This is a genomic window from Pseudoalteromonas sp. Ld19, from assembly GCF_045064135.1.
Taxonomy (GTDB): Bacteria; Pseudomonadota; Gammaproteobacteria; order Enterobacterales; family Alteromonadaceae; genus Pseudoalteromonas; species Pseudoalteromonas aliena.
The window spans coordinates 524437-550853 of sequence record NZ_JBISHA010000017.1 but is presented as its reverse complement, the minus strand read 5'-3'; the positions used below and the strand labels follow the sequence as shown (position 1 = coordinate 550853).

The following is a 26417-nucleotide window of genomic DNA, read 5'->3' as shown; positions in this document are numbered from 1 at the left end:
CATCAAATAGCATCACTTAACATGGGAGAGTAACCATGATTAAAAAAACATTATTGCTAATCGCACTTAGTCTATGCCCCATTCAATGTGCATTAGCAAACGTAACCTATACCAACGCGGTATACGAGCAACAAAAGATAGCTGATTTGAGCGCACTACCTAAAAGTTTGAATTTTACGGTAATAGGTGATTGGGGTCATAATGGCCATTTTGATCAAAAAGAGGTCGCCCACCAGCTAGAAATAGCGATGTATCAAACGGATGGAGATTTTATTATTTCAACCGGTGATAACTTTTACCCCAATGGCATTGCAAGTATTAACGACCCACTTTGGCAAAGTGCATACGAAGATATTTATCACGGCCCTCACACATTTGAGCCTTGGTATGTGGTACTGGGCAATCACGACTATTTAGGTAACGCACAAGCACAACTTGATTACAGTAATAAAAGTCAGCGCTGGAATTTACCTGCACGCTATTACAGCAAAACCTTTACTTTAAAAGATGGCGAGCAAGTATTAATGGTATTTTTAGACACTAATCCATTAAATCCAGAATACAAAACACGCGAAAAATATAAAGTAACACAAGCGCAAGACGGCCAAGCACAATTAACATGGCTGAATAACCAACTGGCTACCAGCAAAGCACGTTGGAAAATAGTTATAGGCCACCACCCGCTTTATAGCAGCGGTAAACGTTATGGACTAAATGAAAAATTGCGTAATTTACTTGAGCCTATACTTGAGCAAAATGGTGTTCAAGCATACATAGCTGGGCATGAGCATGATCTTCAACATAACCAGACAAAAAACAGTAAACTCGCGCATTTTATATCCGGCGCAGGTGGCAAAGTACGTAATGTAAAACAACGCAAATTTACGCGTTTTGCAGAAGCCACACCAGGATTTTTGAGCTTTTCTATAAACGATAAAGTACTAAAAGTAACCGCTATAAATTATAAAGGCGAAGTGCGTTATAGCACCCAAAAGCGCTTTGACCAATAAAGGGTAATACCATGAATTTTAAATTAAAAACACCTCTTAGCCTAATTGTAAGTGGCCTAGTATTTAGCGCATTAAGTGCTTGTAATAATAGCGTTACTACGCATTCAGCGGTACAAAATACAGCGTCCCAAGCTGTCATTGATAATACTGAGTTTGGTCCAACAAATAATATGCAAGGATCACAAGCTGCATGGTTAAGTAATAATAACTGGTTACTAACAAGTAAAAGCAAAGGTTTGGTGATTGCTGATAGCACAACGCAACAAAGTAATATTATTAAAAAAGGTAACTTTGAAGCGCTTTCTATTAGTCAATTAACCGCGAGCTCGTTTTTAGTCGCTACAATCGATAACAACCAAGATAACGTAATTATATTCAAACTAGAACAACATAAAACTAGCTTGAAAATCACTGAGGTTACACGTATCGCAACGCCACAAGCGCGACCAGATACAGTATGCTTATTTGCAAATAAAGAAACTGGGGCAATATCAGCATTTGTACCCGATGTACGCGGATTAATTACAGAAACCATTATTTTTAATACCATAAATAATAAAGCGCTTAATATAAATGTACGTGAATTTTCAGGCGTAAATGAAGCGTCTGGCTGTGCAGTAAGTACGGCGACTAATACTTTATTTGTAAGCGAAGGCGAAATAGGTATATGGGCAATAAATGCCAATGCTGAATCGAAAGCAAATAAAAAGCCAATCGCTTTAGTGGCGCCTTTTGGTGCACTAAACGCCGAGCTCGGTGCCCTATCAACGTCATCTGATGGGATGATTTGGTTTACCAGCACCGAAAATAATCAAGTCTATGCGTATGATCCAATCAGCAAGGCTTTTAAAAACTGGACGCTAAGCGGAGGCTTAAGCTTGGAGTCGGTAGCAATAAATTACACAAGCAATAGCACTGCAACTGCCATATTATATAACGACGAAACGGGTGTTTATATGCAAAGCTCGCTACCTGTAACGCCTATTAATAACTCATTAAAAACAAACGTACAATCAATCACTAAAATTAAAGCCAGCGCACAAACGACTCCCGTGAAAGCTTTTGGTGATGCAGCAGACGATCCAGCAATTTGGATCAACCCTAAAAACACAGCAAACAGCTTGATTTTAGGCACAGATAAACGCCGTGGATTAATGGTGTATAACCTTAATGGCAAGCTTGAACAGTCACTTGAAGTGGGCCGTTTAAATAACGTTGATCTACGTCAAAATAACACTATTAAAAACAACACAAATACATTAATAACGGCCAGTAACCGTAGCCTTAATAGTATTAGTGTATTTACCGTACAAGCCAGTAACAATATAAAACATATCACTGATATTCCAACTAATCTTAATGAAATTTACGGCTTATGTATGTATTCATCAGGCACTGGTAATTATGTGTTTATAAATGATAAATCAGGGCTTTATCAGCAATATAAACTTAATGAAAATGGCGATAATATTACCGGTAAACTAGTTCGTGAGTTTAGCTTACCCAGCCAACCTGAAGGCTGTAGTGCCGATGATAAACTAGGGCAATTATTCGTAGGCGAGGAGGATGCTGGCATTTGGTTTATTGGTGCAGAGCCAACGGCAGGAATAACGCCCACTTTACTGCAAACAGTAAACGAGCAGCTCATTGATGATGTTGAAGGCATGGAGATTTATCATGGCGACAAAGCCCGTTACCTAGTTGTTTCGAGCCAAGGTGATGACAGTTATGTGCTTTATAAAATAAATGGTGATGATCAGGGCGTTACAGCACCAAGTTTAGAGTTTGCGGGAAAATTTAGCGTTATAAGTGATTTGTCTCGCGGTATTGATGGCGTATCAGAAACCGATGGATTAACCGTTACGGCTAAACCCTTACCAGGTTATCCTGAGGGCATTTTAGTTGTACAAGATGGCTATAACCGACTTCCACAACAACCGCAAAACTTTAAAATAGTAGATTGGCGAGAGGTTAAAAAAGCAATTAAGTAGTGCTTATTTAACCTGAATTCTCGTTAAGATATTTATATCCTGTAGTTCAGGTTATTTATTCAGATATTTAAAAGGCTCATACGAGCCTTTTTTATACTATAATTTAAGCTTATAAATTGATTGAGATAATTATGCGCCTATTATTTACTTTGTTACTAATAACGATAAGTAGCTTTACTCTAGCAGAGGAAGAAAAAGTAGAGCTTCCGCCGGTCGATCCCGCATATAATGCTGAGCACGCGATGGTATTAATAAATCAAAACTCGAGTGTTTTTGCCGTTAATTTACCAGGCTATGAGCTCCCTCATGATGTGCAAGTCGTTTATAAAGTGGATGTTTCTGATGTTCCTTTTTTGGACTTAGTCAGAGATGCAGAGCTAATTACAATTAAGCCACAACCATTTAATATTCAACGTTTAATACGAGGCGAAGAAGTCACAATTATTGCAGATGTTTATGATGGTGATTATCGGCAAGGTGGTAATAAGCTCTACACAAATAAATCGATAGTACTGAGTAAACAGCTTTACGCGCGAGAGTTAACCGATTTAAGTGAACCATCACAATGGCAAGAATACGATATGATCACGCTAAATAATGATGGTCGTATATACATTCATAAAATAACAAAAGCACCGAGTTTCAATCATCTAATTTTTGTAGATTTAAAAAATGCCTGTTTGCAGAAGATCCGCACTTCAAAACTCGTCCCACCTGATAGCGAACTAAACTATAAATTTGTAAACTGTGGCACCTTTAAGCCCCTTTATTACAATGCGGATGATTTTAAAAAATAGTTATTTAACCTGAACTCTGGTTAATTAAGGATAACAATATAACTTTGAAGAATAATCTGGAGGAATAACGGAACACAAATAAAAACAGCCCAAATTCAGTCACCACCGAAATTGAGCCGTTTTTCACACTGACAACATCTTCACACACAATATAAAGATTTTTGGTTTACATTACGCGGCGCTGCAGAAAATAAAAACAACTCAAATTCTTTTTTATAGAAATAAATCCACCGAACTTGAGTTGCTTTTCACACTGACAACATCTTCACACACAATATAAAGATTCTTTTAAGCGAGGTTAACTTAGCCTCAAACTTATGACAAGAGCCTTGCTCTGTGTCTATGGTTAAACTTTAGAGTGTTAGCTCCAATTTTACAAACGAGAAAAATAAACCTAACAGGTGAAAAAAACTAAACCATAGACCTTTGTCTAATACATTTATATTGCATTACATTAATTACACTAAATTAGTGATCTATTATGGCGCTAAGAAAATAGCGCATACATAAGGCGAAATTATGACATACAGTTGTGCTCGGCAATTACTTCTGCATTACTCTACCTCCTGTATCCATGCAGTCGACCGTGAATAACTTTTAACGCAGTGAGGGTTATTTAATGCGAAAGAATGATCATGTTTTTAATAAAATAGGTATTGGGTTTTACAGGCACAAAAAAAGCGCTATTAAGCGCTTTTCATATCAATTACATTGTACTAATAAGCGATTATTTACTCGTTAGAGTGTTCATGCTTTTAATGAAATTAATATTTTTATTTAAGGTGGACTTAAATAATTTGATTTTCTTTCCAGGCTTGCTCTTTTGCTAAACGGTTTTTGCGCTTATCACATGGATCATCGCAATCACAAGCTTTATCAATACCAACCGAGCCCAAACCACCACAGCTGCTTGCCATAGATTTTTTTTGCACGATCATACCAACGGCCATAGCCGACACTATCAAAATTAGTAAGCCAAAAGTAAGAAGAAAAAGTGACATTGCTTAGCCCCTATTGATCAGCAATAAATTAAGCTCAAAACATTTCTGAGCGACTGCAATTATATACCCAAATAACGTGGAAATAAACAAGCCCGCGCCTTACTATAAATAAGGTTTAAATGCAGGGCTTGAGTACGTTATTAAACCGTCTTTCGATTTAGCGATTAAATATACAGGTAAGTCATGCTCCTGAGCATAAGCTTGCGCTTTATCCATGCCCATAACGGTTAATGCTGTCGCTAAACCATCAGCTGTCATAGCACTTGGATGAAGCACGGTTACCGATACTAGGTCATGCTTAGTTGGCATTCCTGTTGTTGGGTCAATTAAATGAGTATAAATTTCACCATTCATCTCATAAAAAATCCGGTAATCACCTGACGTTGCAATACCATTAGTACCAGGCGTTAAAATACGGTGTACTTTACGCTCTCCAGGTTGTGCATCTGGTTGCTCTATAGCTATTACCCAATCTTTATTATTTGGCTTTTCGCCTGCAATTCGAAGCTCACCGCCAATTTCAACCATGTAGTTGGTAATATTGTGGCTTTCTAATAACTGCGCCACCTTATCAATACCGTAGCCTTTAGCCGTTGCCGAAAACGATAGCTCTAAGCCAGCCACTTTTTTAGCTAAACCTTGAGCTGTTAGCGTAAGCTTATCAACGCCTATATTTTTAATCATACTTACTAACTCTTCATCGCTAGGACGATTAGTTGGCTTTTTATCTGGGCCAAACCCCCATAAATCGATTAATGGTCCCATAGTGACATCAAGTGTTTTGGTTGACTCACCTAACCGAATAGACTCAGATATAACAGCTCTAAAATCTTCACTAATCGGCATAACCTGATTTGCTGGTAATCTGTTGAATGTATTTATCTCAGAGTCTTCTATGTAAGTAGACATAGATTGATTAACATCTTTTAAAACAGCGTCTATTTGTGACTGTAATTGTGAGGCAGATAGCTGGCCCTGCTCATCGTAATATTTAATATGATAAGTAGTGCCCATAGTCTTACCTTCTAAAAAGGTCTCTTTTAACTCTGGCTTTTCACCACAACCAGACAATAATAAAGTCAGTGTAATTAGTAAAAAGGCCATTATGCCTTGTGAAGTACTTACTCGATTCATAACTGTTCTACTTAATAGATTGATAAAATTAAAGAATAAAAAAGCCTCGTAACACAAGTGCTACGAGGCTGGTATTTTAACCAAAACTAAACTGTTTTGGTATTAGTGTTAGCCACCGAAGTCATCTAGTAAGATATTTTCGTCTTCAACACCTAAATCTTTAAGCATAGTAATAACTGCCGCGTTCATCATTGGAGGACCACACATGTAGTACTCACAATCTTCCGGCGCTTCATGATCTTTAAGATAGTTCTCAAATAACACGTTATGGATAAAGCCAGTATAGCCTTCCCAGTTATCTTCAGGTTGTGGATCTGAAAGCGCTGTATGCCATACGAAGTTAGGATTTTCAGCGGCTAAGCCGTCAAAATCTTCTACGTAGAACATTTCACGTTCAGAACGTGCACCATACCAAAAGCTCATCTTACGTTTAGAGTTCAAACGTTTAAGTTGGTCAAAGATATGAGAACGCATTGGCGCCATACCAGCACCACCACCAACAAATACCATTTCTGCATCGGTGTCTTTAGCGAAAAACTCACCAAATGGACCTGAAATAGTTACCTTGTCGCCAGCTGTAAGTGACCAAATGTACGAAGACATTTTACCACATGGCAAGCTAAGGTTTCTTGGCGGCGGAGCAGCAATACGCACGTTAAGCATAATGATGCCTTCTTCTTCTGGGTAGTTAGCCATTGAGTAAGCACGAATAGTTTCTTCGTCTACTTTTGACTCCAGATCGAAGAAACCAAAGTGGTTCCAATCACCACGATATTCTTCAGGAACATCGAAATCTGCATATTTAACGTGATGAGGTGGCGCTTCGATTTGGATGTAACCACCCGCACGGAACGGTACTGACTCACCATCTGGAATTTGAAGCTTAAGTTCTTTAATGAACGTTGCTTTGTTATCGTTAGAGATAACTTCACAATCCCACTTCTTAACACCGAAAATTGACTCTTCAAGCTCAATTTCCATGTCGTTTTTAACATTTACCTGACACGCTAAACGACAGCCTTCACGGGCTTCGCCTTTAGATATGTGATCAAGCTCAGTTGGCAGGATATCGCCACCACCTTCTTTAATGTGTACACGACACTGGCCACAAGAGCCACCGCCACCACATGCAGATGATACAAATATACCTGACTCAGATAATGCACTTAAAAGCTTATTACCTGCTGATGTAGTAATGGCTTTATCTTTATCACCATTAATACCGATGATGATATCACCGCTTGCAACTAACTGAGATTTAGCACCAATGATGACTAAAACCAGTAGTACAACGATAGCGATAAAAACACCAACGCCTAAGAAAATCTGATAATCCATGATTTATCCTCGCTACCTTTACAGTGAAATACCAGAGAATGACATAAAGCCAAGTCCCATTAAACCAACAGTGATGAAGGTAATACCTAAACCACGTAAGCCGTCTGGCACGTCTGAATACTTCATTTTCTCACGGATACCTGCAAGTAATGTAATTGCAAGTGCCCAACCAACACCAGCGCCAATACCATAAACAACAGACTCACCGAAGTTATAGTTACGCTCAACCATGAAAGATACCGCACCAAAGATTGCACAGTTAACTGTGATCAATGGTAAAAAGATACCTAACGCGTTGTAAAGTACTGGGAAGAACTTATCTAATACCATTTCAAGAATTTGCACTAGCGCTGCAATAACGCCAATGAAAGTTAAGAAACGTAAAAAGCTAAGGTCTGCATCAGGATAACCAAGCCACGTAAGTGAGCCTGGTGCTAACACAGCATGGTAAACCAAGTTGTTAACAGGTACAGAAATACCTAAAACAACGATAACCGCTACACCTAGGCCAATTGAAGTAGTCACTTTTTTAGATACTGCTAAAAAAGTACACATGCCTAAGAAAAATGATAACGCTAAGTTTTCAATAAAAACGGCTTTTACAAACAAACTAATATAATGTTCCACTGTGTGCCCCTTACGCTTTAGCTTCTACTTGGTCTTTCTTATAAGTACGAAGTACCCATATGAATAAACCAATGATGAAGAATGCACTCGGTGGTAATATTAATAGACCCATAGGTTGATACCAACCGCCATCTTGTACTAATGGGATAATATCAACACCGAATAGTGTTCCTTTACCGAATAGCTCACGAATGAAACCAACAGTAAGTAAAACAACAGAGTAGCCTAAACCATTACCAATACCATCAAGGAATGACATAAGTGGTGGTGACTTCATCGCATATGCTTCAGCACGACCCATTACAATACAGTTAGTAATAATTAGACCAACAAATACTGAAAGCTCTTTAGCTGTAGCATAAGAAAACGCTTGCAATACTTGGTCAACAACAATTACTAATGATGCAATAATCGTCATTTGTACAATGATACGTACTGACGATGGGATCTGGTTACGAATAATCGAGATAAAGAAGCTAGAAAATGCAGTTACTAACGTCAATGCGATTGACATAATTAACGCATTTTTTAAGCTAGACGTTACCGCTAGCGCAGAACAAATACCCAGTACTTGTAGTGCGATTGGGTTGTTAGCTAAAACCGGACCAAATAGGACCGCCTTCATTTCTTTAGTATCAGCCATTATTTCAATGCTCCTTTACGTACTTTCGCAAGGAAAGGGCCAAAGCCATTTTCGCCAGTCCAAAAGTCAACTGCATGTTCAACACCGTTAGACGTTAATGTAGCACCTGAAAGACCATCGATCTTATGCTCATTGCCGTTAGCAGTACCTTTAACAATTTGAATTGGTAGCTCTTTGCCTTGCCACGTAGCAGTCCACTGTGGATTTTGGATTTCACCACCTAAGCCAGGCGTTTCATTATGTTTGTAGAAGATAATGTTTTTAACTGTTTCGCCATCGCTCTCAAGCGAGATAAAACCGTACATTAAGCCCCATAAGCCATAGCCCTGAATAGGAAGAATGATTGCATCAATAGAGCCATCTTCTTTTTTCGAGATATACACCGGTGACTCTTTAGTCACACGTTGAATACCAGCAATGTCTTTAACGCCTTTCTCTTTTAGAGAAACACTTAGCGCTGCATCGTATTTGCTTTTTTCAAAATCAAAGATTGTTGGGTCTGTATCTACAAACTCACCTGTGGTCATATTTACAACGCGCGCTTCGATTTTAGCATTAAATGTATCAGATACATTCTTAACTTTATCTATGCCCGCAGCTGCTAAGATATTGCTTTGAATATCTTTATTTTTATTAGCTTGCTGTAAAGGACGAAGCTGTACAGAAGCAAACGATACAATAATTGCACACACTAAACATAGTGCGACAACAACTGCTAACGTTTTACCGATTGATTCGTTATTACTAGACATTACGTGCCAACCTCCGCTTGATATTAGCTTGCACTACAAAGTGATCGAACAGTGGAGCGAATAAGTTAGCAAATAAAATTGCTAGCATCATACCTTCTGGGAAAGCAGGATTCACAACACGGATAAGAACCACCATAAGACCAATTAGTAAACCGTATGCAAATTTACCTTTGTTAGTAAATGCAGCCGATACAGGGTCAGTAGCCATAAAGAACATACCAAACGCAAAACCACCAAGCACTAAATGCCAATACCAAGGCATTGCAAATACAGGGTTAGTTTCTGAGCCAACAGCATTTAATAAGAATGCCGTTGCTACCATACCTAGGAATACACCTAGTACGATACGCCAAGAAGCGATGCGAACGTAAATTAAGAATAAACCACCTACAAGTAATGCAAGTGTCGATGTCTCACCAACAGAACCTTGAATGAAACCGTAAAATGCATTCCACCATAATTCCATGTTTGAAAAGTCAAGTGTGCCAACAAAAGCTTGGCCTAGCATAGTCGCACCAGAGAAAGAATCTACTGCAGTCCATACTGTGTCACCCGAAATTTGCGCAGGGTATGCGAAGAATAAGAACGCACGACCAGCCAAAGCAGGGTTTAAGAAGTTACGACCAGTACCACCAAAAATTTCTTTAGCGATTACTACACCGAATGTGATACCTAGTGCAACTTGCCATAAAGGAATTGTTGCAGGTAAAATAAGTGCAAATAATACAGAAGTAACGAAGAAACCTTCGTTAATTTCATGCTTACGCACAGAAGCAAAAATCACTTCCCAAAAACCACCTACAGCAAATGTGACAGCGTAAATAGGTAGGAAGAAACATGCTCCGTAGAACATTTTAGCGCCCCAGCCTGCATTAGCGGTTAATTCACCACCAAAGAACTGAAACAGACCAACCTGCCACGAGTTTGCTAGTTCAAAACCTTGTGCTAAAGCACCTGCGGCTTGGTGACCGATGTTGAACATACCAAAAAACATAGCTGGGAACGTCGCCATCCACACTAAAATCATCATGCGTTTTAGGTCGATATTATCGCGTACGTGTGTCTTGCCTTTATTTACATAGCCGGGTGTATAAAAAATGGTTGCAGCTGCTTCATACAGTGCATAAAACTTTTCATATTTTCCACCGGCTTCAAAATTCGGCTCGATATCTTCTAGATATTTTTTTAAACCCATCTCTCTAGCCTTCCTTCTCGATCGTTGATAAGCAATCGCGCAGGATAGAACCATACTCGTATTTGCCAGGACAAACGAAGGTACATAACGCTAAATCTTCTTCATCAAGTTCAAGCGCGCCTAATGAAATTGCACTGTCTAAGTCACGTGCAATTAAGTCACGTAATAATAGCGTAGGCAAAATATCTAACGGCATTACGCGCTCGTAGCTACCAATTGGTACCATGGCACGTTTTGAACCACCTGTAGACGTTGTCATTTTAAATAAACGACTCGGTGTGAGGTGAGAAAGGAAGGTACGCGTTACAGAGAATTTATCACTACCTGGTGCAATCCAGCCAAATAGTTCTTTTTCGCGACCTTCAAGTAATACAGATACTTGAACGTGGTAACGACCTAAGAACGCATTAACACCGTTTGAAGTAGCACCAGATAAAACAGAACCAGAAATAACACGGTTATCACCGTCTTCTAATTCTCCAGCAACTAAATCATCCAATGAAGCACCTAATTGTGTTTTCACTAAACGTGGGTTTTTAACACGAGGACCTGCAAGCGAAACAACACGACTTGTGTAAATTTCACCAGTAAGGAATAAGTGACCATACGCAATAACGTCTTGGTAACCAATATGCCAAACTTGTTTACTAGCAGATACAGGGTCAAGATTGTGGATATGAGTGCCTACAAGGCCAGCCGGATGCACACCACCAAACTCATGTACTTCTACTTGAGCTATAGATGAGCTAGGAACTTGACTGCCAACTTGTTTACAAACAAATACTTTCCCATCAGTCAAACGCGATACAACGGCTAAACCCGCTTCAAATGCTTGCACATTATCAGCAATAACTACCGCAGGATCTGCAGCAAGAGGATTAGTGTCGATAGCGGTCACAAAAATAGAGCTAGGATTTGCATCCACAGCCGCAACTTTGCTAAATGGGCGAGCACGAAGTGCCGTCCACTGACCAGACTGGATAAGTACTTCTTTAGCTTTTTCACGATCTAAGCTTGTAAGCTCAGTGTCAGAGAAAGAGTCAAAGGTGATTTGCTCACTGCCGTCTACTTCAATAACAACAGATTGCAGCACACGTTTAGCACCACGATTTATTTCTTTTACAACACCAGAAGCTGGTGCGGTAAATAGGACGCCGGGGTTCTTTTTATCTTCAAAAAGTACCTGGCCTTTTTTAACTTGGTCATCCATACGGATATGCATGGTTGGACGCATACCAATAAACTCTTCACCTAGCACAGCTACACGTTTGACGGGAGAACCGTCGTGAATAACTTGCTGAGGTGCGCCCTCTATGGGTAAATCCAGACCTTTTTTTATGTTGATCATACGCACTTGCACTACATTAACGGAAAGAAACTGAAAAATCGTACCAACCACGTCGCCATTTGAGCTATCCCAAGTTATTTCAATGTATAAAAGAACAACTCGCTATGAATACTAAATAAGCAACGCGGTAAAAACTCTTCACATATTCCCTTAATTTTAACATCATTGTGGGCGACTATGCGAGTCTAATTATGAAAATTATACGACAGAAACACTTATTTAGTTTTGTTATGTGTATTTAATAAAATTTAAGTTAGACCAAAGTGGTAGCTTAAGCAAAGAATGACATTTTTTAATCATAATTGTTCAAAAAAGCCCGCAAAACAAAAAAGTCGCACTAAGCGACTTTTTAATTACATATTTGAAAATATGGTTAATCAATCATATTCGCAATTGGTTTGACCGAATCCACATCTTGTTCGTAATCAACACCCTCAATACCAAAGCCAAATAAACGTAAAAATTCGTTATGGTAACCGACATAATCAGTTAACTCATCAATGCTGCTCGTATCTACTTTATCCCAAACAGCTTGAATACGTGCTTGCACATCATCTTCTAATTCTTTGTAGTTTTGAAATAAGTGGCCGCCGTCATCAAAGCGTGGGTTATCACCATATAAGTTTTCACTAAATAGTGCTTGGATTTGCTCAATTGTACCTTCGTAAGTACCATCTGCTTTCATTACTTTAAATAATGCTGAAATGTATAACGGCATAATAGGAATAGCAGAGCTTGCTTGTGTTACTACCGCATTAAGTGATGATACATAGGCTTCGCCATTTAAATCCTTTGTTGACTCTTTAATTGCAGCCGTTGCTCGGTCTAAATCTTCTTTTGCTTTACCAATTGTCGCATGTCCGTATATTGGCCATGTTAGTTCTTTACCGATATAAGTGTAAGCTGTGGTTTTAAAATTATCGGCTAACACATCAGCGGCTTTTAATGCCTCAATCCACATTTCCCAATCTTCACCACCCATTACTTTAATGGTGTTATCGATATCGTCTTGATTTGCTGCTTCAACGGTAATTTCGTCAATTTCGCGTTTTGACGTATTCAAGTTTTTAGTGGTTACTGCATTACCTATTGGCTTAAGTGTAGATGAGAACACTTCGCCCGTATTTGGATCTGTACGACGAGGAGACGCTAGGCTGTAAATAATACAATCTACTTTACCCAAATCTGCTTTAATGGTGTCGATTGCTTTTTGCTTGATTTCGTTTGAAAACGCATCACCATTAATATTTTTAGACCAAAGACCCGCTTCGTCTGCTGCTTCTTGAAATGCTGCCGTATTGTACCAACCAGCAGAACCTGTTTTACGTTCAGTGCCTTCTTTTTCAAAGAAAATACCGAGTGTTTTAGCACCGCCACCAAATGCAGCTGTGATACGCGATGCCAAGCCGTAGCCTGTAGATGCGCCAATAACTAATACATTTTTTGGTGCGTTTTTTAACGCCCCTTGTTGTTTTACATAGTTAATTTGTTCTTGAACATGCTCGCTACATCCCGTTGGGTGTGCGTTGGTACAGATAAATCCACGAATTTTAGGCTTAATGACCATTGATGATCCTATATCTTTTACAATAAAAATTAGCGCTAGTTTAAAGGCTAATACTAAAAACACTGATCTGATCAGTTAATCACTAATCAAATGTCTTATAAAACGATTACTTAGCTAGATTTAGAACCGCCCATACAATTAGGCGAATCAGGCGCTTCGCCGCCCTGTTCGGTATACTCATCCGGTGTATAAGTATGGATAGCGAGTGCGTGAATATGATTTGCTAACTCATCTTTTAATATTTCATTAATTTCACGATGGCGTTGTAACAGGCGTTTGCCGGCAAATTCTTCGCTTACCACGATAACTTTAAAATGTGACTCGGTGCCTTTGCTGTGCATGTGGCTTTCATTAATTACATTTAAATGCTTACAGGCAATTGCGCTGCTGATTTTTTCTTGAATTTGTTGCTGCATTGACATAAAAACCATTTTTGTAGTTAAGTTATATTGTTATCATAACAACTAGCCAAGCCTATTGGCTAACTAAAATTGAGCTTGTTTGATTTGCTTTATGTATCTGAACGTTAAGCTAATTCGTGGGTGAGCTAATGTAGTTTGCTTTGGGATTGCATGTTGATAATCGCGTTGACTGTCGCTATTCATGACTAAACAGCTGCCACTTTGTAACTTTAAGTCGGTTACTTTGTTTGTCGATTTTTGTTTAAGCTTTAAAACACGCTCTGCCCCAAGCGATACACACACGATAGTAGGTTGATGGCCCAGTTCTATTTCGTCATCACTGTGCCAGCCCATAGTATCGTTACCATCTCGATAATAATTAACCAATAAAGAATTCAATGGCTGATTTAAATGTTTTTCTAAGCGCTTACGCATTGCGAATAAAATATCAGGCCAAGGCTCTACTATTAATTTGCTATGGGAATACCCATATTCAAAATTATGCTCGCTAATAAAGCATTGCAGCCGAGGAATTGGGCCTGTTTTTGAATAGACAGTGACGTCGGGTTGCTGCCAAGTTAGATTTTTTTGCAAATAATAAAATAAATCGAGGCTTTTTTGCGCGCTAAGTGCCCTACTTTGATAAGAAAAGCCATTTGGTAACTGTTGGGGGTTGGCGTTTTGCCGTTGCATGTTAGAATTTACCTACATTAGTTTACTGATCAAATACCATTATGACGACACAAGCCCAGCTAGGCGATAAAACATTTACTCTTGAACGCTTTCCTTTGGATCAAAAAAACCGCAGTTTACAAGCGTGGGATTCAGCCGATGAGTACCTTATCAATTATGTTAACGAACATCACCCAGATTGTCGCTCACTGCTTATTTTAAACGATAGCTTTGGCGCACTTGCTTGTAGTTTTAATCAATTAACGGTCTGTTCAGTTAACGATTCTTATATTAGCCATCAAGCTGTAGCGTATAACTTACAAATAAACAAACTATCTACGGTGCAATTTAGCCAAATAGATAGTCTGTCTGCATTGCCTGACGACATCGATTTAGTGTTAATAAAAATACCGCGTAACGTGGGTTTTTTACAATTTCAACTAAGTGAATTAAGCGAAATACTTGCACCAGGTACACCGGTAATTGCAGCAGGTAAAACAAAAGAAATTCATAATTCAACAATCAAATCGTTTGAGCAATTTATTGGTGAAACAAAAACAAGTTTAGCGGTTAAAAAATCACGCCTTATATTAAGCACTGCAAAAGGTGGCTACAAAGCAGCTGATTTCCCTATTACTTGGCCACTTGAAGGCACTGAATTTAATATAACAAATCATGCAAATGTATTTTCACGCGATTCATTAGATATAGGTGCTCGATTCTTTTTTAATTATTTACCAGAAACTAAAAAAGAAACCAGCATAATCGACTTGGGTTGTGGCAATGGCGTTGTAGGTGTTATGGCGCTTGCTCGTTGCCCTAAAGCATCCGTTACCTTTGTTGATGAGTCATGCATGGCGGTTGAGTCTGCACGTTTAAATGTAGAACAAAATATGCCTGAACAATTTGATAACTGCCAATTTATTGAAAACGATTGTTTAACTGACTTCACTCAAGACAGCGTAGATATGGTGTTGTGTAACCCTCCATTTCATCAAGCACAAGCGGTAACAGATCATATTGCATGGCAAATGTTTAAACAGGCTAAAGAAACTTTAAAGCAAGGCGGTGAGTTACGTATTATCGGTAATCGTCATTTAGACTACCACGACAAACTAAATCGTATGTTTGGTAACTGTAAACTGCTAGGCTCCAATAAGAAGTTTGTAGTGCTTAGCGCAACTAAAAACTATTAGGAACGTAATGATTAAAACTATTTTTAGCCTATGTGCGCTACTTATATTATCTGGTTGTGCTAATCAGCCTAATCAGGTGATCCTTAACCCAATTTATAAAAGCGGGCAAGTAAGCACAATAAATAGTAGCTTAAGTACTAGCGTAATTGATTTACGAGGTGATACTTCAACGCTTAAGCTTATTGAATCAGATAAAACAAAAACGTTTGCCAGCCAAGGGATTACACAGTCAGTTAAAAGTATTTTAGATAGCGCGCTTAGCCGAAATGGTGCAAGCATCTCAAATTTAGCAACCGTGCGCTTTGAAGTTGATATTCATGCATTGCAAGCGGTGGTAACCGAAAAGCTAGTCAGCCATACCAGCGAAGCTCAGATAGAGCTTGGTGTTCGGGTTATTCGCGCTTCAAGCAATTTTAGTAAGGTATACCGAGGTAGTGCTAATTTAGAAGGGCCATTTAGTCACGAACGAGCAAAAATAGAAGGTCAGCTTAATAAGTTGACTGAGCAAATGATTACTCGCATTGTGTCTGACCCTGAATTAATAGAATTTTTAGAAGGTTAATTATGAAACGATTTTTTCTAGTCGGCTTAAGCCTATTTTTTAGTATTAACAGCTTAGCGGCACAAGAAGGCCGCTTTGTGCAAAAAGATAATATTTTTCCGCGCGTCGAAATCGTAACCTCAATGGGCAGTATAACTGTTGAACTTGATCGCTCAAGAGCGCCCATTACAGTTAATAATTTTTTAACCTATGTGTCGGATAAAAGCTACCAAGGCAGTGTTTTTCATCGAATTGAGCGCGATATAGAAAATGAGCGCGATTTTGTTATTCAAGGTGGTGGCTACGACAAAGATTACGATGGCTTGCATGAAAACGATCCTATTTTTAACGAAAGTGGCAATGGCTTAAAAAACGATATGTACAGCATTGCTATGGCATACCAAGACAGAGAACCACACTCGGGAACCCGCCAATTCTTTTTCAATATGGATAATAACGATCATCTAAATCCAAACAAAGATTGGGGTTTCGCTGTTTTTGGTAACGTAATGGATGGCTACGACACACTTGATAAAATTATGACTGTAGAAACAGGATTCAACGAAAAAATTGGTTATGACTTTGTACCAAAAACACCGGTTGTTATTTTAAATATTAAATTACTTGAGCAAACACCATTATAAATTTTTTAAGAGCAGCCTAGCTGCTCTGCATCTAAGCCAATGAAGGCCCTATGAGCAAAACTCTCTCAATCAGCGAATACTTCTCTTATTTTAAAGATAAACGCTTAATCAATATTTTTATATTTGGTATGAGTAGTGGTTTTCCTTGGGTGTTAATTGGCTCAGTGCTGTCGGCATGGTTAAAGGATGAAGGCCTAAGTCGCAGTATGATTGGCCTATTTGGCATTGTATTTGGCGCTTACAGTATAAACTTTTTATGGTCGCCACTCATTGACCGAACCAAACTCCCTATTTTATATAAATGGTTAGGCCAACGCCGCAGCTGGATACTATTGTGCCAAAGTTTTATTTTAATAGGTACACTGCTATTAGCTGGACTCGATCTTAAAGCAAATTTAGCAATGGTTGCTGCAATTTGTTTGTTGATCGCAATTGCCTCTGCAACGCAAGATATTGCAATTGATGCATTTAGAATAGACACACTCAGTGAAAACGAATCTCATAAAGCCACCGCAGCAGCCGCAATGGCCACATCAGGTTGGTGGACTGGCTATGCGCTTTTAGGTGCAATTCCGTTTTATATGGCGGATATTCCTTCTCTTGATTGGCCACAAATTTACTATTTTCTAGCCGCTGTAATGTTACTGTTAATGAGTGGTGTACTGTTCGCAAAAGAGCCAAAATCAAACAGAGAAGCAGTACACGCTGAGCTTGAGCGCGTATACCTTGAAAAACTATCATCAACAAAACAAACTCCTTTTACAAGAACCATCGCTTGGCTTGCTGTCACAGTTATAGATCCGTTTAGAGCGTTTTTTACTAAAAATGGCGTTAAAACAGCACTCGCGCTATTGGCCTTTATTTTCTTATTTAAAATAGGTGAGGCATTTTTGGGCCGCATGTCTATTGTGTTTTATAAAGAAATTGGCTTTAGTAATAGCGATATTGCTACATTTTCAAAAGTAGGCACAGCCGTACTGACTATTATATTTACCTTTGTTGGCAGCTTATTTAATCAAAAATATGGCATTGTTAAAGGTTTATTTATAAGTGGTATTGCGATGGCGGCATCAAATTTAGCATTTTCGTGGATTGCGTTAGTTGGTCCCGATTTAAGATTGTATGCCTTTGCTATAGTTATTGATGGTTTTACACAAGCATGGTCGCTAGTCGCAATGGTAGCGTTTATTTCAATGCTATGTGATAGAGCATTTAGTGCAACACATTATGCGTTATTAGCATCATTAGGAAACTTAGGAAGGACATTACTTTCTAGCTACAGCGGTGTGGTAATTGATGATTGGTTAGCGGGTAATTGGTCACTGTTCTTTATTCTTACAGCGTTAATGGTTTTACCATCGCTGGTATTTTTGTATTTAATTAGGCATAAGCTATATGAGCTTGAAAAGAATTACCATGAGAATAATTGAGGTATTTAATGCATCCCTGCATTAATTTATTGCTTAGAACATTTAAACGCCCCTTAAAACAAACTAAGCAACCTTATCGTTAATCAGCTTTAAGTAGATTTAATGCTTCATGCGGATCTGCTTCTAGTGCAGTACAATAACGAACAAATTCAATTACATCTAAACGGCGTTCTTGGTTTTCAATTTTACCGATAAATGAATGAGGTGTACCAAGCACTTGTGCTAGGCTACGCATTGTATGGCCTTTTTCTTGGCGTTTGCTTTTAAGCCATTTTGTTAGCTTTGCGTTTTCTTCTGAAGAAACGGTCTTGCCCATCATTTTACATCTCCTACTCGATGATTTGACATACCCATAAAAGCGGTAGTCTATCAATAGCTGTAGGTAAGCAAGCAGCGATACTCAATGTTACTTCAATAGCAATAGAGCTAATTAAGCACGTGTTGCTACTTACTTTTACCCACACAGCTAAAACTACGCTAATAATGTGGTATAGGTTTGTTTTTAAAAGAATGAAATTTTGCCCGTCTCACTCTTGGATACATTATATACTATTAATACTTTCGTTGAATAATTAATTACATACTCGGTACAAGTTTGAGCATGCTCTAATATTTATAAAAGCTGAATATTCATCCTAAGTTATCAGAAAACATTAAAAAATTATATTTTTCGGCTACATATTTTTTATAAATATTTATGATAAATTTATTTCATTTTACTGGTACAGGTTTATTATTAAGACATAATCAGCGCGACAAAGGTTAAATAATGTTCAGATTACTTTTTTTATTACCTATCATATTATGTTTAGGTTGGTACTTTTTTTTGCGCCATAACGGTGTGCCTATTAAGCAAGGTAAAAAAGGCTTTATGTATATTTTAGCTTTTTCTGTATTTGTACTTGGTTTTTTTATATTAATAATGCAAATAACTGAGTACGCCCCAAGCGATTTTTAGGCATTAAAAAAGCCGCAAAAGCGGCTTTTATTTCGACCTTAGCTCATGATTAAACGCTAAAGCTTGCACCACAACCACAGGTTGTTGTTGCATTTGGATTAGATACGAAAAAACGAGCACCTTCAAGGCCCTCAGTATAATCAACCTCGCCATCAACTAAATATTGAATGCTCATAGGATCAACCACTAAGGTGACACCATTTTTTACTATTTCTAAATCGCCTGGATTTGCTTTTTCATCAAAAGTAAAACCATATTGAAAACCTGAGCAACCTCCACCAGTTACATAAACACGTAGTTTAAGTTCAGGGTTCTCTTCTTCATCGATTAACTGCTTGACACGAACTGCAGCCGCATCGCTGAACTTAATTGGTAATTCGTCAGACATTTTAAACCCCTCAATATCGCAATAGCATGATTATCCAATACCCGAGTATTTTAATCAAGTATAGCCTTTACTTGCTAAGCACTTCTTATCCTTAAAGTAGGTAACTGTAAAAAATATCCCCCTCATTGCCGCAAGTACATCCGGTGTTATAAATACAACTGAAGAATTTATATTAGCGTACTAAGACTTTGCTTAAAAGCACCAGAGAAGCCTATAGATACAATAAATATGGGGGTTATTCAGCAACGTAAGCACTCAGGTATGACTATTGGTGGTTAAACATAATTAATAACTAAAAGTCGCTTAGAGTAAAGCTCAGTCAACAATAGAGTGTGAAATTATGTAAGAAAATTACCTAGCTGGAATTGATAAGAACATAAAATGTTGAAATAACAAACGATAAACTATTTGCTTTACTCAGTTACTGATTCATCTATCAGGTCAAGTAAAGCCCTATTCATTCTTTTTATAAAATCGTCTTTATATGGAGAGATAAATTCACGGCTAAAGCCTATGTGTGCAGTTCTGTGATTAATTTCATCTTTCTCTATAACCGTAATCGCAGCATATTGTGGGTAGCTTTTTTTTACGCTTTCTAGTTCATACTGTGTGGCTTTTCTATCATTAACATAGCAGTCTATTTTATTAGTAAGTAACTTTATGACATTAGCTTCTGTACTTTTATTTTCCCATAATTGAATACGCCCTTGTGTTATTGCCTTTTTATAACGTTCATCCAGCAGCAAATAACCTGCATTCATTCCTAAATGAACACGTTTATTAGTAGCCGAATTTAAATTTAACGTAGCTTTTAAATCAATATTTTCACGACAATAAGTCACCACAAACTCAGTGCCTAATGCCACCGAATATGATGAAATAAAAGGCCTTGAATCGTAATGTAAATACGGGGGAACTACCGCTATAACATCACCATTTTTTACGGTAAGCAGTGCTCTTTTCCAAGGCATCGGTATTATTTTAACGTCGTAATCTAGCTTTAGTTGATCGCCAGCACGTCTCAATAAATTAATATAAACCCCTTTTAATTCACCTCTTTCTAAATAGCTATATGGTGGATAATCATCGTCAGCTAATATAGTAACATCGACTTTGCTGTTGCTTGTAAATGTACATACAAGCAGCAGTAAACTCATTGTCAGTGTTAAAGGTTTTTTTAGTATATGCATGTTTTTACTATTAATAGCCCCACACTTGTGAGTAGTCGTAGCGAAACCCTACAGAGAATGAACTAAAATCAGCTAAATAATCAAAGTCTCGGTAAAGGTATTCAACATGTAAACGTAAGTTTTCTGCTGGCAGCCATTCAAGAGTAAGGTTTGCGCCATTATAATTTTGCGTTTGAGCTGCTTGGTGGCCATCATCAAAGTCAAAATAACCCATTTTTACTTTATAATTTTTGCTCAGCGGATAAGCCATTGACACATCAAGCGTATGCCCATTTCTATCTATACCTAAATCCCGATTGTATTTTTTAGCCTGGTAGCCTAGGGCAAAGTAAAAACCGCTATCAAAAGAATAAGCTAAAGATCCGCCAACAATATTATTGTCACCCAATTCTTGTTCATTCTCATATATACCTTTATTGGTATACGTTAAAGCAACATGCAAGTTATCTTTGTCGTAACTTACCCCACCATTAATAAGGTCACTTTTATTATCGCCTTGTGTGCCATTAAACTGACTAACTAACATCCATGTAAAATCGCCTTGTTTAATCTGATAAGTAAGAAGGTTATCAACAAAAAAAATACTTTCCGGATCATATGCAAAAGGGCTGTTGCCGTGATTAAAAATATCGACATATTCAGCAATAAACAAATATTGAGCTGGTCGCTGCTTTCCCAGTCCAACTTTGCCGTATGGGCTGTCTATTGCAGCATATACCTGTCGTGCATTACCAAAATTGCCGTTATTTGATAAATCAATGCCCCATTCACCGTGTAAGATGCCTTGCCATTGCTGATTAAATTCCACAGTCGACTTAATTCCAGCATGAGAAAGTGCATCTTTTACGTCCCATGACGCTTCATTTTCCTCATCGATGTAGCCAAACGTTGGCCTAACTGTCGCGTATACTTTTATATCTTTTTTGGAAGGAATATTTTTAATGTTTTGATCTGTAGAAATAGATACCTGCTTTTGAGGCCGTTTATCTTCTGAATTTTGCGCCCCCACCTTTTCAAGGACTTCAATTCTCTTATTTATCGTTTCATACTGGACAGATAAAGAACTTAAAGCAGACAATTGAGTACGAATATCCGCTAATTGCGACTTTAAATCCTGTAACTCATCTTGCTCATTTTGTGCCTGCACCAAAGGAGCGCATAATGCAGCAAACAAAAAACAAATACTTTTTTTTTGCATAAAAAGACTCAACTATTTAAACTTTTTTAAAGTGTAGACTATATTTATTTATGCATAATAAAAATAATTGCCTATTTAGCTAAAGAGTGAAACCATATGAAAATTAGAACAAAGTTCTCAATCGCTTCCGGTATTGTAGTATTTATCGTCATTTCACTACTTGCAACAACAACATATCTACTCGTTCAACAAACGCTAAAAAAATCCACTACAGCTTATATACAAGATAATGCGTCGCTACTCTCACAAAGTATTGGCAATTGGCTTATCAGTAAATCAGCTCAGCTCAATGTTCTAAAAAAACACATTGAGTCAGACTTTTCGAAACAAAACTTTCAGTCTGGGTTAGAAAACCCAGCTTTTACAGACGACTTTTTATTAATGTTTGGCACATTAAATGACGAAAAAGAACTACGCTCAAATAATAAAAACAGAGTAAATCCGCCCGGTGTTGATTTCAAACAAAGGCCGTGGTTCAAGTTAGCTAAAGACAATGAAATGATTTCTTTTACCGCCCCTTACACTGATGCGGCAACCAATAAATTATTACTTTCGGCTGTAGCCGCAATAAATACTGCAGATGGTTTTCAAGGCGTTATTGGTGGAGATCTCGGCTTAAGCGATATCGCTGATAGCGTTAATACCATAAACTTTAATGGTAATGGTTTTGCATTTGTTGTTGATGGCTCAGGTAAAATAATCACCCATCCTACAGCCAATTTAAGTAATAAGCAGACACAAGACATTTATCAACAATCCCCAAAACAGAGCAAGCAGATTTTAGAAATAGAACACGAAGGAAAAACTAAACTCTTATATTTTTACCCCATTGGTGATGAAATCGGTGTTAACTGGTCTGTAGCCATGTTATTGGATAAAGACAAGGTCTATGAATCACTTACCGTATTCACTATTCGCACACTTTTTATCGCTATCATCAGTATTACTTTTTGCGTTTTAGTATTTAGAAGCTTAATTAAAGTTTTACTCAAACCACTTGACGAGTTAGAGCATGCTATTAGCGAAATTGCATCTGGTGGAGGAGATTTAACGCAGCGATTAAAAATAACCTCTGAGGATGAATGCGGTGTTGTTGCTAAAAGCTTTAATCGATTCTTATCATCCTTACAGGAGCTTGTAAGTGGTGTTATTAATAAAGCAAGTAATGTCGAAGAACAAAGTGCAGCTGCGAAATCCTTATCGACAGAATCAAGTAAATCACTTAATGATCAATATTTATTAATTGATAGCTTAGCGACTGCTATTAATCAAATGAGTACGACATCTGCAGAAATAGCATCCAGCGCACAAGAAGCGGCAACGTCAGTCACCTCAGTTAACAATTCAACAAGCTCGAGCAAAACACTTTTTGAGAAGACAACCTCGGACATTACCGATTTGTCTAATTCTATCTCGAATTCACAAGAGCTAAGCAACCAACTAGCAGAGCATAGTAATAGTATTGAGCAAATATTATCTGTTATTAATAACGTTGCAGAACAAACAAACTTACTTGCCTTAAATGCAGCGATTGAAGCAGCAAGAGCTGGTGAATACGGGCGGGGGTTTGCAGTCGTTGCGGATGAAGTAAGAACACTCGCTTCAAGAACACAAAGTTCAACAACAGAAATTAAACTAATGATTGAGCAAATTCAGTTATTTTCATCTAAAGTTCAACAAGCAATGGAAAAAAGCAAAACGAAAGCCACGCTGTGCGTTGAACAAACCGAAATAGCGAATCAATCACTCAATACCATTTCGATGTCTGTAAAAGATATTATGGATAGAAATTACCAAATAGCCGCCGCAATCGAAGAGCAAAGTACTGTTATAGAAGATATAAATAAAAGCACCATTGATATTAAGGATATTAGTGTGCAAGTTGATGAATACGCTAAGGAGCAATTTGAGACAAATACTAGCTTAGCCGAAAACGTAAAAGACCAACAAGACTTACTTAAAAAGTTTATTGTTTAAGATATATTGATCTTTTAGGGTTAAATTTAATCCTGAAAGATCATTTTGATAAGCAATAACAGAGTTAACATACTGATTACCTTTTGCCACAAGAGGTCTTTGCACAAAACTCTAAAATCAAAAGGACTTAGTGATAAGCTTTTGCTAAACTGCATGCTGAAAATGCTTTGAGGAAATAATGCATGTGGCTTGAGCAGCTCAGGCGTCGGCTGGCAAAACCTAAAACATCTGTACAATTATGCTTATTAGGCGTAGTTGCCGGATTGATTGCTGCATTTTTTATTATTTTATTTCGTTTAACCATTCTATTTTTCCAAAGCCTATTTTTAGAAACGCCTGACGACTTTACTACCTTACCTACTCTTGAGCGCGTTTTAATGCCACTAATAGCGGCACTTTTAATCGCATGTTTTGCTGCATTTACTGGCTTTAAACATTACCGTTTAGGTATTCCCTTTGTTATTCATCGTATTAAACGTCATTACGGACAAATGCCACTTTATAATACTGTAAATCAGTTTGTTGGTGGCGCACTAGCCCTTATTAGTGGCTTTTCGGTCGGCCGAGAGGGTCCTTCTGTTCATATGGGTGCCACAGGCGCGAGCATTTTAGCTGATAAACTTCACTTACCTCATAATGCAATGAGGACCTTGAGCGGGTGTGGTGTTGCAGCCGGTATCGCTGCATCATTTAACACGCCTCTTGCCGCCGTTATTTTTGTAATGGAAGTCGTACTTAGGGAGTATAAAGTCCATATATTTGTGCCTATTATGCTCGCTGCGCTGACCGGCGCACTAGCTACTCAGTTTGTATTTGGTGAAGGCTCTGAGCTGGCACTTATTACAATAGCGCCATTGAGTGGTTGGCATTATCCGTATTTAATATTATGCGGTATGGCATTAGGTGCTATTGCATTTAGCTTCAATCAAAATTTAATGTTAATTATTAAAACATTTAAACCTTTAAGCATGTTTCCTCGTTTACTGATTGCAGGATGTATTGCTAGCTTAATTGCATATGCAGTACCTCAAGCAATGGGCTCAGGTATGAGTGCGATAACCATTGCGGTTGAATCTCCTGATAACGTAAAATTACTCACCACTATTTTAATTGCTAAATTACTCGCTACGCTATTTGCAATTGGTTTGGGGATTCCCGGTGGGTTAATTGGCCCTGTGATTGGGCTTGGCGTATTAGTTGGAACTCTGATGGCTTTTTGTGCGCAATTTATTAGCCCTGGCACTGATATAGCGGGTACTTATGGTGTTTTGGGCATGGCTGGATTAATGGCCGCAACCCTGCATGCTCCCCTTGCTGCCTTAACAACGGTCATGGAGCTAACATCATCACCTGAAATTATCGTACCGGCCATGCTTGTTATCACAACAGCCTATGTAACCGCATTACAGTTTTTTGGTAATCGCTCTATATTTTTACAACAACTCGATTTTCAGGGGTTGCCGTATCATGTGTCTCCCGCTACAGAGGCCCTACAAAAAGTCGGCATAATGGACGATATGGATGAAGATTTTAAATTACTGTATTCAGACGATAAAGAGCAAATAAAAAACACCCTTGATGCAATGGACAGCCAAACGCCACTGATTGTATTTGATGAGGAAAATGGTTATAGACTTGCAGAATATGACTTAAGTTTAATGTCGGACCAAGCGATTAATTTAAACTACGTTAGCCTGCAAGGCATTAGTAGCCAAGCAACCTTAGCTGATGCATTCGATATATTAAAAGATAAAAGAAGTGGTGCATTGTACGTTTACAATCTTTTAGATAATCAACAAATTATGGGCCTATTACGCTGGGATCAAATTCATCATATTCTAACCATTCGTAACAGCTTACTTTAAACAATAAGGAATAGTATGAGCGCATTACTAATTTATAAAACCTTGCATATATTTTTTATGATTGCGTGGTTTGCCGGCATTTTTTATTTACCAAGATTATTTGTCTACCACGCAATGAGCGAAGAAAAATCGTGCAACTCTATGCTTAAAGTAATGGAGCGTAGGCTACTTTATTTTGTGACTCCATTCGCTGTTTTAACAGCTGTATTTGGCGTTTTAACCATTGTTGAATATGGCCGTGACTGGTTTAGATACAGTTTGTGGTTACATTACAAACTCGTACTGGTGATTATTTTATATATATACCACGGTTACTGTTTTAAGTTATTAAGTGATTTTAAGCATGATCGAAATACTAAAACCGACCGATTTTATCGAATTTTTAACGAGCTACCGGTTATTGCGCTACTCATAATAGTGGCATTAGCCGTGATAAAGCCAAGCTTGTAAAATTGCTATTGCGCTCTAATGAGCACAAGTAACGTTTTAATTTTGTTATAATATGCGCGATTGCGTGCCCCATTTTATGGATTATCGTGCCCTTTTGAAAAACT

26 protein-coding genes are annotated in these 26417 nt (G+C 38.0%); 11 read left to right on the top strand and 15 right to left on the bottom strand.

Translation table 11 applies throughout. The features are described from left to right. Positions 1–35 precede the first annotated feature (35 nt). From ACJJVZ_RS07640 to ACJJVZ_RS07630, 3 genes are all read left to right on the top strand, one after another. A complete protein-coding gene (locus ACJJVZ_RS07640; protein ID WP_405599498.1) occupies positions 36–1010 on the top strand; it encodes a purple acid phosphatase family protein in 975 nt (324 codons plus the stop codon). 11 nt (positions 1011–1021) lie between these two features. After that, positions 1022–3001 (top strand): phytase, encoded by a 1980-nt coding sequence (locus tag ACJJVZ_RS07635; RefSeq protein ID WP_405599495.1) that lies wholly within the window; start codon positions 1022–1024, stop codon positions 2999–3001. A 131-nt stretch (positions 3002–3132) separates the two neighbouring features. Further along, a complete protein-coding gene (locus ACJJVZ_RS07630; RefSeq protein ID WP_193155828.1) occupies positions 3133–3798 on the top strand; it encodes a hypothetical protein in 666 nt (221 codons plus the stop codon). A gap of 788 nt (positions 3799–4586) precedes the next feature. Here ACJJVZ_RS07630 and nqrM read toward each other — a convergent pair. The 11 genes from nqrM to ACJJVZ_RS07575 form a co-directional block, all read right to left on the bottom strand. Further along, positions 4587–4799 (bottom strand): (Na+)-NQR maturation NqrM, encoded by a 213-nt coding sequence (gene nqrM / locus ACJJVZ_RS07625; protein ID WP_007376137.1) that lies wholly within the window; start codon positions 4797–4799, stop codon positions 4587–4589. A gap of 102 nt (positions 4800–4901) precedes the next feature. Further along, the gene (locus ACJJVZ_RS07620) at positions 4902–5933 is read right to left on the bottom strand and encodes an FAD:protein FMN transferase (protein WP_405599491.1); all 1032 of its coding nucleotides are present in this window, start codon (positions 5931–5933) and stop codon (positions 4902–4904) included. Between the two features lie 108 nt (positions 5934–6041). Further along, positions 6042–7271, bottom strand: a complete 1230-nt coding sequence (nqrF, locus tag ACJJVZ_RS07615; RefSeq protein WP_096793557.1) for an NADH:ubiquinone reductase (Na(+)-transporting) subunit F — start codon at positions 7269–7271, stop codon at positions 6042–6044. 18 nt (positions 7272–7289) lie between these two features. Beyond that, entirely contained in the window at positions 7290–7898 is a 609-nt protein-coding gene (gene nqrE, locus ACJJVZ_RS07610) for an NADH:ubiquinone reductase (Na(+)-transporting) subunit E (RefSeq protein WP_007376134.1), read from the bottom strand. 10 nt (positions 7899–7908) lie between these two features. Then, on the bottom strand, positions 7909–8541 hold the full coding sequence (locus tag ACJJVZ_RS07605) for an NADH:ubiquinone reductase (Na(+)-transporting) subunit D (RefSeq protein WP_077535711.1): 633 nt from the start codon (positions 8539–8541) through the stop codon (positions 7909–7911). Continuing rightward, positions 8541–9293, bottom strand: a complete 753-nt coding sequence (locus ACJJVZ_RS07600; protein WP_405599487.1) for a Na(+)-translocating NADH-quinone reductase subunit C — start codon at positions 9291–9293, stop codon at positions 8541–8543. Before ACJJVZ_RS07600 ends, ACJJVZ_RS07605 begins: the two co-directional genes overlap by 1 nt. Continuing rightward, positions 9286–10488 (bottom strand): NADH:ubiquinone reductase (Na(+)-transporting) subunit B, encoded by a 1203-nt coding sequence (locus ACJJVZ_RS07595; RefSeq protein ID WP_007376131.1) that lies wholly within the window; start codon positions 10486–10488, stop codon positions 9286–9288. Before ACJJVZ_RS07595 ends, ACJJVZ_RS07600 begins: the two co-directional genes overlap by 8 nt. A gap of 4 nt (positions 10489–10492) precedes the next feature. Next, positions 10493–11836, bottom strand: coding sequence for a Na(+)-translocating NADH-quinone reductase subunit A (locus ACJJVZ_RS07590; protein WP_138584576.1), 1344 nt, complete (start codon positions 11834–11836; stop codon positions 10493–10495). A 373-nt stretch (positions 11837–12209) separates the two neighbouring features. After that, positions 12210–13403, bottom strand: a complete 1194-nt coding sequence (gene fabV / locus ACJJVZ_RS07585) for an enoyl-ACP reductase FabV (protein WP_405599483.1) — start codon at positions 13401–13403, stop codon at positions 12210–12212. Between the two features lie 110 nt (positions 13404–13513). After that, on the bottom strand, positions 13514–13825 hold the full coding sequence (locus ACJJVZ_RS07580; protein ID WP_138584574.1) for a BolA family transcriptional regulator: 312 nt from the start codon (positions 13823–13825) through the stop codon (positions 13514–13516). Between the two features lie 63 nt (positions 13826–13888). After that, positions 13889–14497 (bottom strand): alpha-ketoglutarate-dependent dioxygenase AlkB family protein, encoded by a 609-nt coding sequence (locus ACJJVZ_RS07575; protein WP_405599481.1) that lies wholly within the window; start codon positions 14495–14497, stop codon positions 13889–13891. 41 nt (positions 14498–14538) lie between these two features. Between ACJJVZ_RS07575 and ACJJVZ_RS07570 the strand changes: the two genes are divergently transcribed. From ACJJVZ_RS07570 to ACJJVZ_RS07555, 4 genes are read left to right on the top strand one after another with little or no spacing between them, the layout of a single operon-like run. Further along, positions 14539–15672, top strand: a complete 1134-nt coding sequence (locus ACJJVZ_RS07570; protein ID WP_405599479.1) for a methyltransferase — start codon at positions 14539–14541, stop codon at positions 15670–15672. Between the two features lie 7 nt (positions 15673–15679). After that, positions 15680–16234 (top strand): YajG family lipoprotein, encoded by a 555-nt coding sequence (locus ACJJVZ_RS07565; protein ID WP_405599477.1) that lies wholly within the window; start codon positions 15680–15682, stop codon positions 16232–16234. A gap of 2 nt (positions 16235–16236) precedes the next feature. Then, complete coding sequence (locus ACJJVZ_RS07560; protein ID WP_273046620.1) at positions 16237–16857, top strand: peptidylprolyl isomerase; 621 nt, start codon at positions 16237–16239, stop codon at positions 16855–16857. A gap of 50 nt (positions 16858–16907) precedes the next feature. After that, positions 16908–18287 (top strand): AmpG family muropeptide MFS transporter, encoded by a 1380-nt coding sequence (locus tag ACJJVZ_RS07555; RefSeq protein ID WP_405599475.1) that lies wholly within the window; start codon positions 16908–16910, stop codon positions 18285–18287. Positions 18288–18366: 79 nt separating this feature from the next. On the opposite strand, the gene ACJJVZ_RS07550 is transcribed toward ACJJVZ_RS07555, so the two are convergent. Continuing rightward, the gene (locus tag ACJJVZ_RS07550; RefSeq protein WP_405599473.1) at positions 18367–18606 is read right to left on the bottom strand and encodes a helix-turn-helix domain-containing protein; all 240 of its coding nucleotides are present in this window, start codon (positions 18604–18606) and stop codon (positions 18367–18369) included. 450 nt (positions 18607–19056) lie between these two features. Between ACJJVZ_RS07550 and ACJJVZ_RS07545 the strand changes: the two genes are divergently transcribed. After that, entirely contained in the window at positions 19057–19245 is a 189-nt protein-coding gene (locus tag ACJJVZ_RS07545) for a hypothetical protein (protein ID WP_077535722.1), read from the top strand. Positions 19246–19294: 49 nt separating this feature from the next. On the opposite strand, the gene erpA is transcribed toward ACJJVZ_RS07545, so the two are convergent. The 3 genes from erpA to ACJJVZ_RS07530 all read right to left on the bottom strand — a co-directional run bounded on the left by erpA (position 19295) and on the right by ACJJVZ_RS07530 (position 22021). Next, on the bottom strand, positions 19295–19633 hold the full coding sequence (gene erpA, locus ACJJVZ_RS07540) for an iron-sulfur cluster insertion protein ErpA (protein WP_077535723.1): 339 nt from the start codon (positions 19631–19633) through the stop codon (positions 19295–19297). Between the two features lie 413 nt (positions 19634–20046). Then, positions 20047–20823, bottom strand: a complete 777-nt coding sequence (locus ACJJVZ_RS07535; protein ID WP_405599470.1) for a substrate-binding periplasmic protein — start codon at positions 20821–20823, stop codon at positions 20047–20049. A gap of 10 nt (positions 20824–20833) precedes the next feature. Continuing rightward, positions 20834–22021, bottom strand: coding sequence for a porin (locus ACJJVZ_RS07530; RefSeq protein WP_405599468.1), 1188 nt, complete (start codon positions 22019–22021; stop codon positions 20834–20836). Between the two features lie 96 nt (positions 22022–22117). Between ACJJVZ_RS07530 and ACJJVZ_RS07525 the strand changes: the two genes are divergently transcribed. The 3 genes from ACJJVZ_RS07525 (at position 22118) to ACJJVZ_RS07515 (ending at position 26313) form a co-directional block, all read left to right on the top strand. Next, positions 22118–23998: a methyl-accepting chemotaxis protein gene (locus ACJJVZ_RS07525; RefSeq protein ID WP_405599466.1), complete on the top strand. Its 1881-nt coding sequence runs from the start codon at positions 22118–22120 to the stop codon at positions 23996–23998. 182 nt (positions 23999–24180) lie between these two features. Continuing rightward, a complete protein-coding gene (locus ACJJVZ_RS07520; RefSeq protein WP_405599464.1) occupies positions 24181–25863 on the top strand; it encodes a chloride channel protein in 1683 nt (560 codons plus the stop codon). 15 nt (positions 25864–25878) lie between these two features. Then, positions 25879–26313, top strand: coding sequence for a CopD family protein (locus ACJJVZ_RS07515; protein ID WP_405599462.1), 435 nt, complete (start codon positions 25879–25881; stop codon positions 26311–26313). Positions 26314–26417 lie beyond the last annotated feature (104 nt).

Bases quoted from the DNA above. Each gene is read 5' to 3' on its own strand.
- ACJJVZ_RS07590 (WP_138584576.1), bottom strand. From the start codon at position 11,836: ATGATCAACATAAAAAAAGGTCTGGATTTACCCATAGAGGGCGCACCT.
- ACJJVZ_RS07595 (WP_007376131.1), bottom strand. From the start codon at position 10,488: ATGGGTTTAAAAAAATATCTAGAAGATATCGAGCCGAATTTTGAAGCC.
- ACJJVZ_RS07620 (WP_405599491.1), bottom strand. From the start codon at position 5,933: ATGAATCGAGTAAGTACTTCACAAGGCATAATGGCCTTTTTACTAATT.
- ACJJVZ_RS07530 (WP_405599468.1), bottom strand. From the start codon at position 22,021: ATGCAAAAAAAAAGTATTTGTTTTTTGTTTGCTGCATTATGCGCTCCT.
- ACJJVZ_RS07575 (WP_405599481.1), bottom strand. From the start codon at position 14,497: ATGCAACGGCAAAACGCCAACCCCCAACAGTTACCAAATGGCTTTTCT.
- ACJJVZ_RS07515 (WP_405599462.1), top strand. From the start codon at position 25,879: ATGAGCGCATTACTAATTTATAAAACCTTGCATATATTTTTTATGATT.
- ACJJVZ_RS07520 (WP_405599464.1), top strand. From the start codon at position 24,181: ATGTGGCTTGAGCAGCTCAGGCGTCGGCTGGCAAAACCTAAAACATCT.
- ACJJVZ_RS07560 (WP_273046620.1), top strand. From the start codon at position 16,237: ATGAAACGATTTTTTCTAGTCGGCTTAAGCCTATTTTTTAGTATTAAC.
- ACJJVZ_RS07525 (WP_405599466.1), top strand. From the start codon at position 22,118: ATGAAAATTAGAACAAAGTTCTCAATCGCTTCCGGTATTGTAGTATTT.
- ACJJVZ_RS07555 (WP_405599475.1), top strand. From the start codon at position 16,908: ATGAGCAAAACTCTCTCAATCAGCGAATACTTCTCTTATTTTAAAGAT.
- ACJJVZ_RS07550 (WP_405599473.1), bottom strand. From the start codon at position 18,606: ATGATGGGCAAGACCGTTTCTTCAGAAGAAAACGCAAAGCTAACAAAA.
- nqrF (WP_096793557.1), bottom strand. From the start codon at position 7,271: ATGGATTATCAGATTTTCTTAGGCGTTGGTGTTTTTATCGCTATCGTT.
- ACJJVZ_RS07605 (WP_077535711.1), bottom strand. From the start codon at position 8,541: ATGGCTGATACTAAAGAAATGAAGGCGGTCCTATTTGGTCCGGTTTTA.
- ACJJVZ_RS07535 (WP_405599470.1), bottom strand. From the start codon at position 20,823: ATGCATATACTAAAAAAACCTTTAACACTGACAATGAGTTTACTGCTG.
- fabV (WP_405599483.1), bottom strand. From the start codon at position 13,403: ATGGTCATTAAGCCTAAAATTCGTGGATTTATCTGTACCAACGCACAC.
- erpA (WP_077535723.1), bottom strand. From the start codon at position 19,633: ATGTCTGACGAATTACCAATTAAGTTCAGCGATGCGGCTGCAGTTCGT.
- nqrM (WP_007376137.1), bottom strand. From the start codon at position 4,799: ATGTCACTTTTTCTTCTTACTTTTGGCTTACTAATTTTGATAGTGTCG.
- ACJJVZ_RS07545 (WP_077535722.1), top strand. From the start codon at position 19,057: ATGTTCAGATTACTTTTTTTATTACCTATCATATTATGTTTAGGTTGG.
- ACJJVZ_RS07635 (WP_405599495.1), top strand. From the start codon at position 1,022: ATGAATTTTAAATTAAAAACACCTCTTAGCCTAATTGTAAGTGGCCTA.
- ACJJVZ_RS07630 (WP_193155828.1), top strand. From the start codon at position 3,133: ATGCGCCTATTATTTACTTTGTTACTAATAACGATAAGTAGCTTTACT.
- ACJJVZ_RS07570 (WP_405599479.1), top strand. From the start codon at position 14,539: ATGACGACACAAGCCCAGCTAGGCGATAAAACATTTACTCTTGAACGC.
- ACJJVZ_RS07565 (WP_405599477.1), top strand. From the start codon at position 15,680: ATGATTAAAACTATTTTTAGCCTATGTGCGCTACTTATATTATCTGGT.
- ACJJVZ_RS07580 (WP_138584574.1), bottom strand. From the start codon at position 13,825: ATGTCAATGCAGCAACAAATTCAAGAAAAAATCAGCAGCGCAATTGCC.
- ACJJVZ_RS07600 (WP_405599487.1), bottom strand. From the start codon at position 9,293: ATGTCTAGTAATAACGAATCAATCGGTAAAACGTTAGCAGTTGTTGTC.
- ACJJVZ_RS07640 (WP_405599498.1), top strand. From the start codon at position 36: ATGATTAAAAAAACATTATTGCTAATCGCACTTAGTCTATGCCCCATT.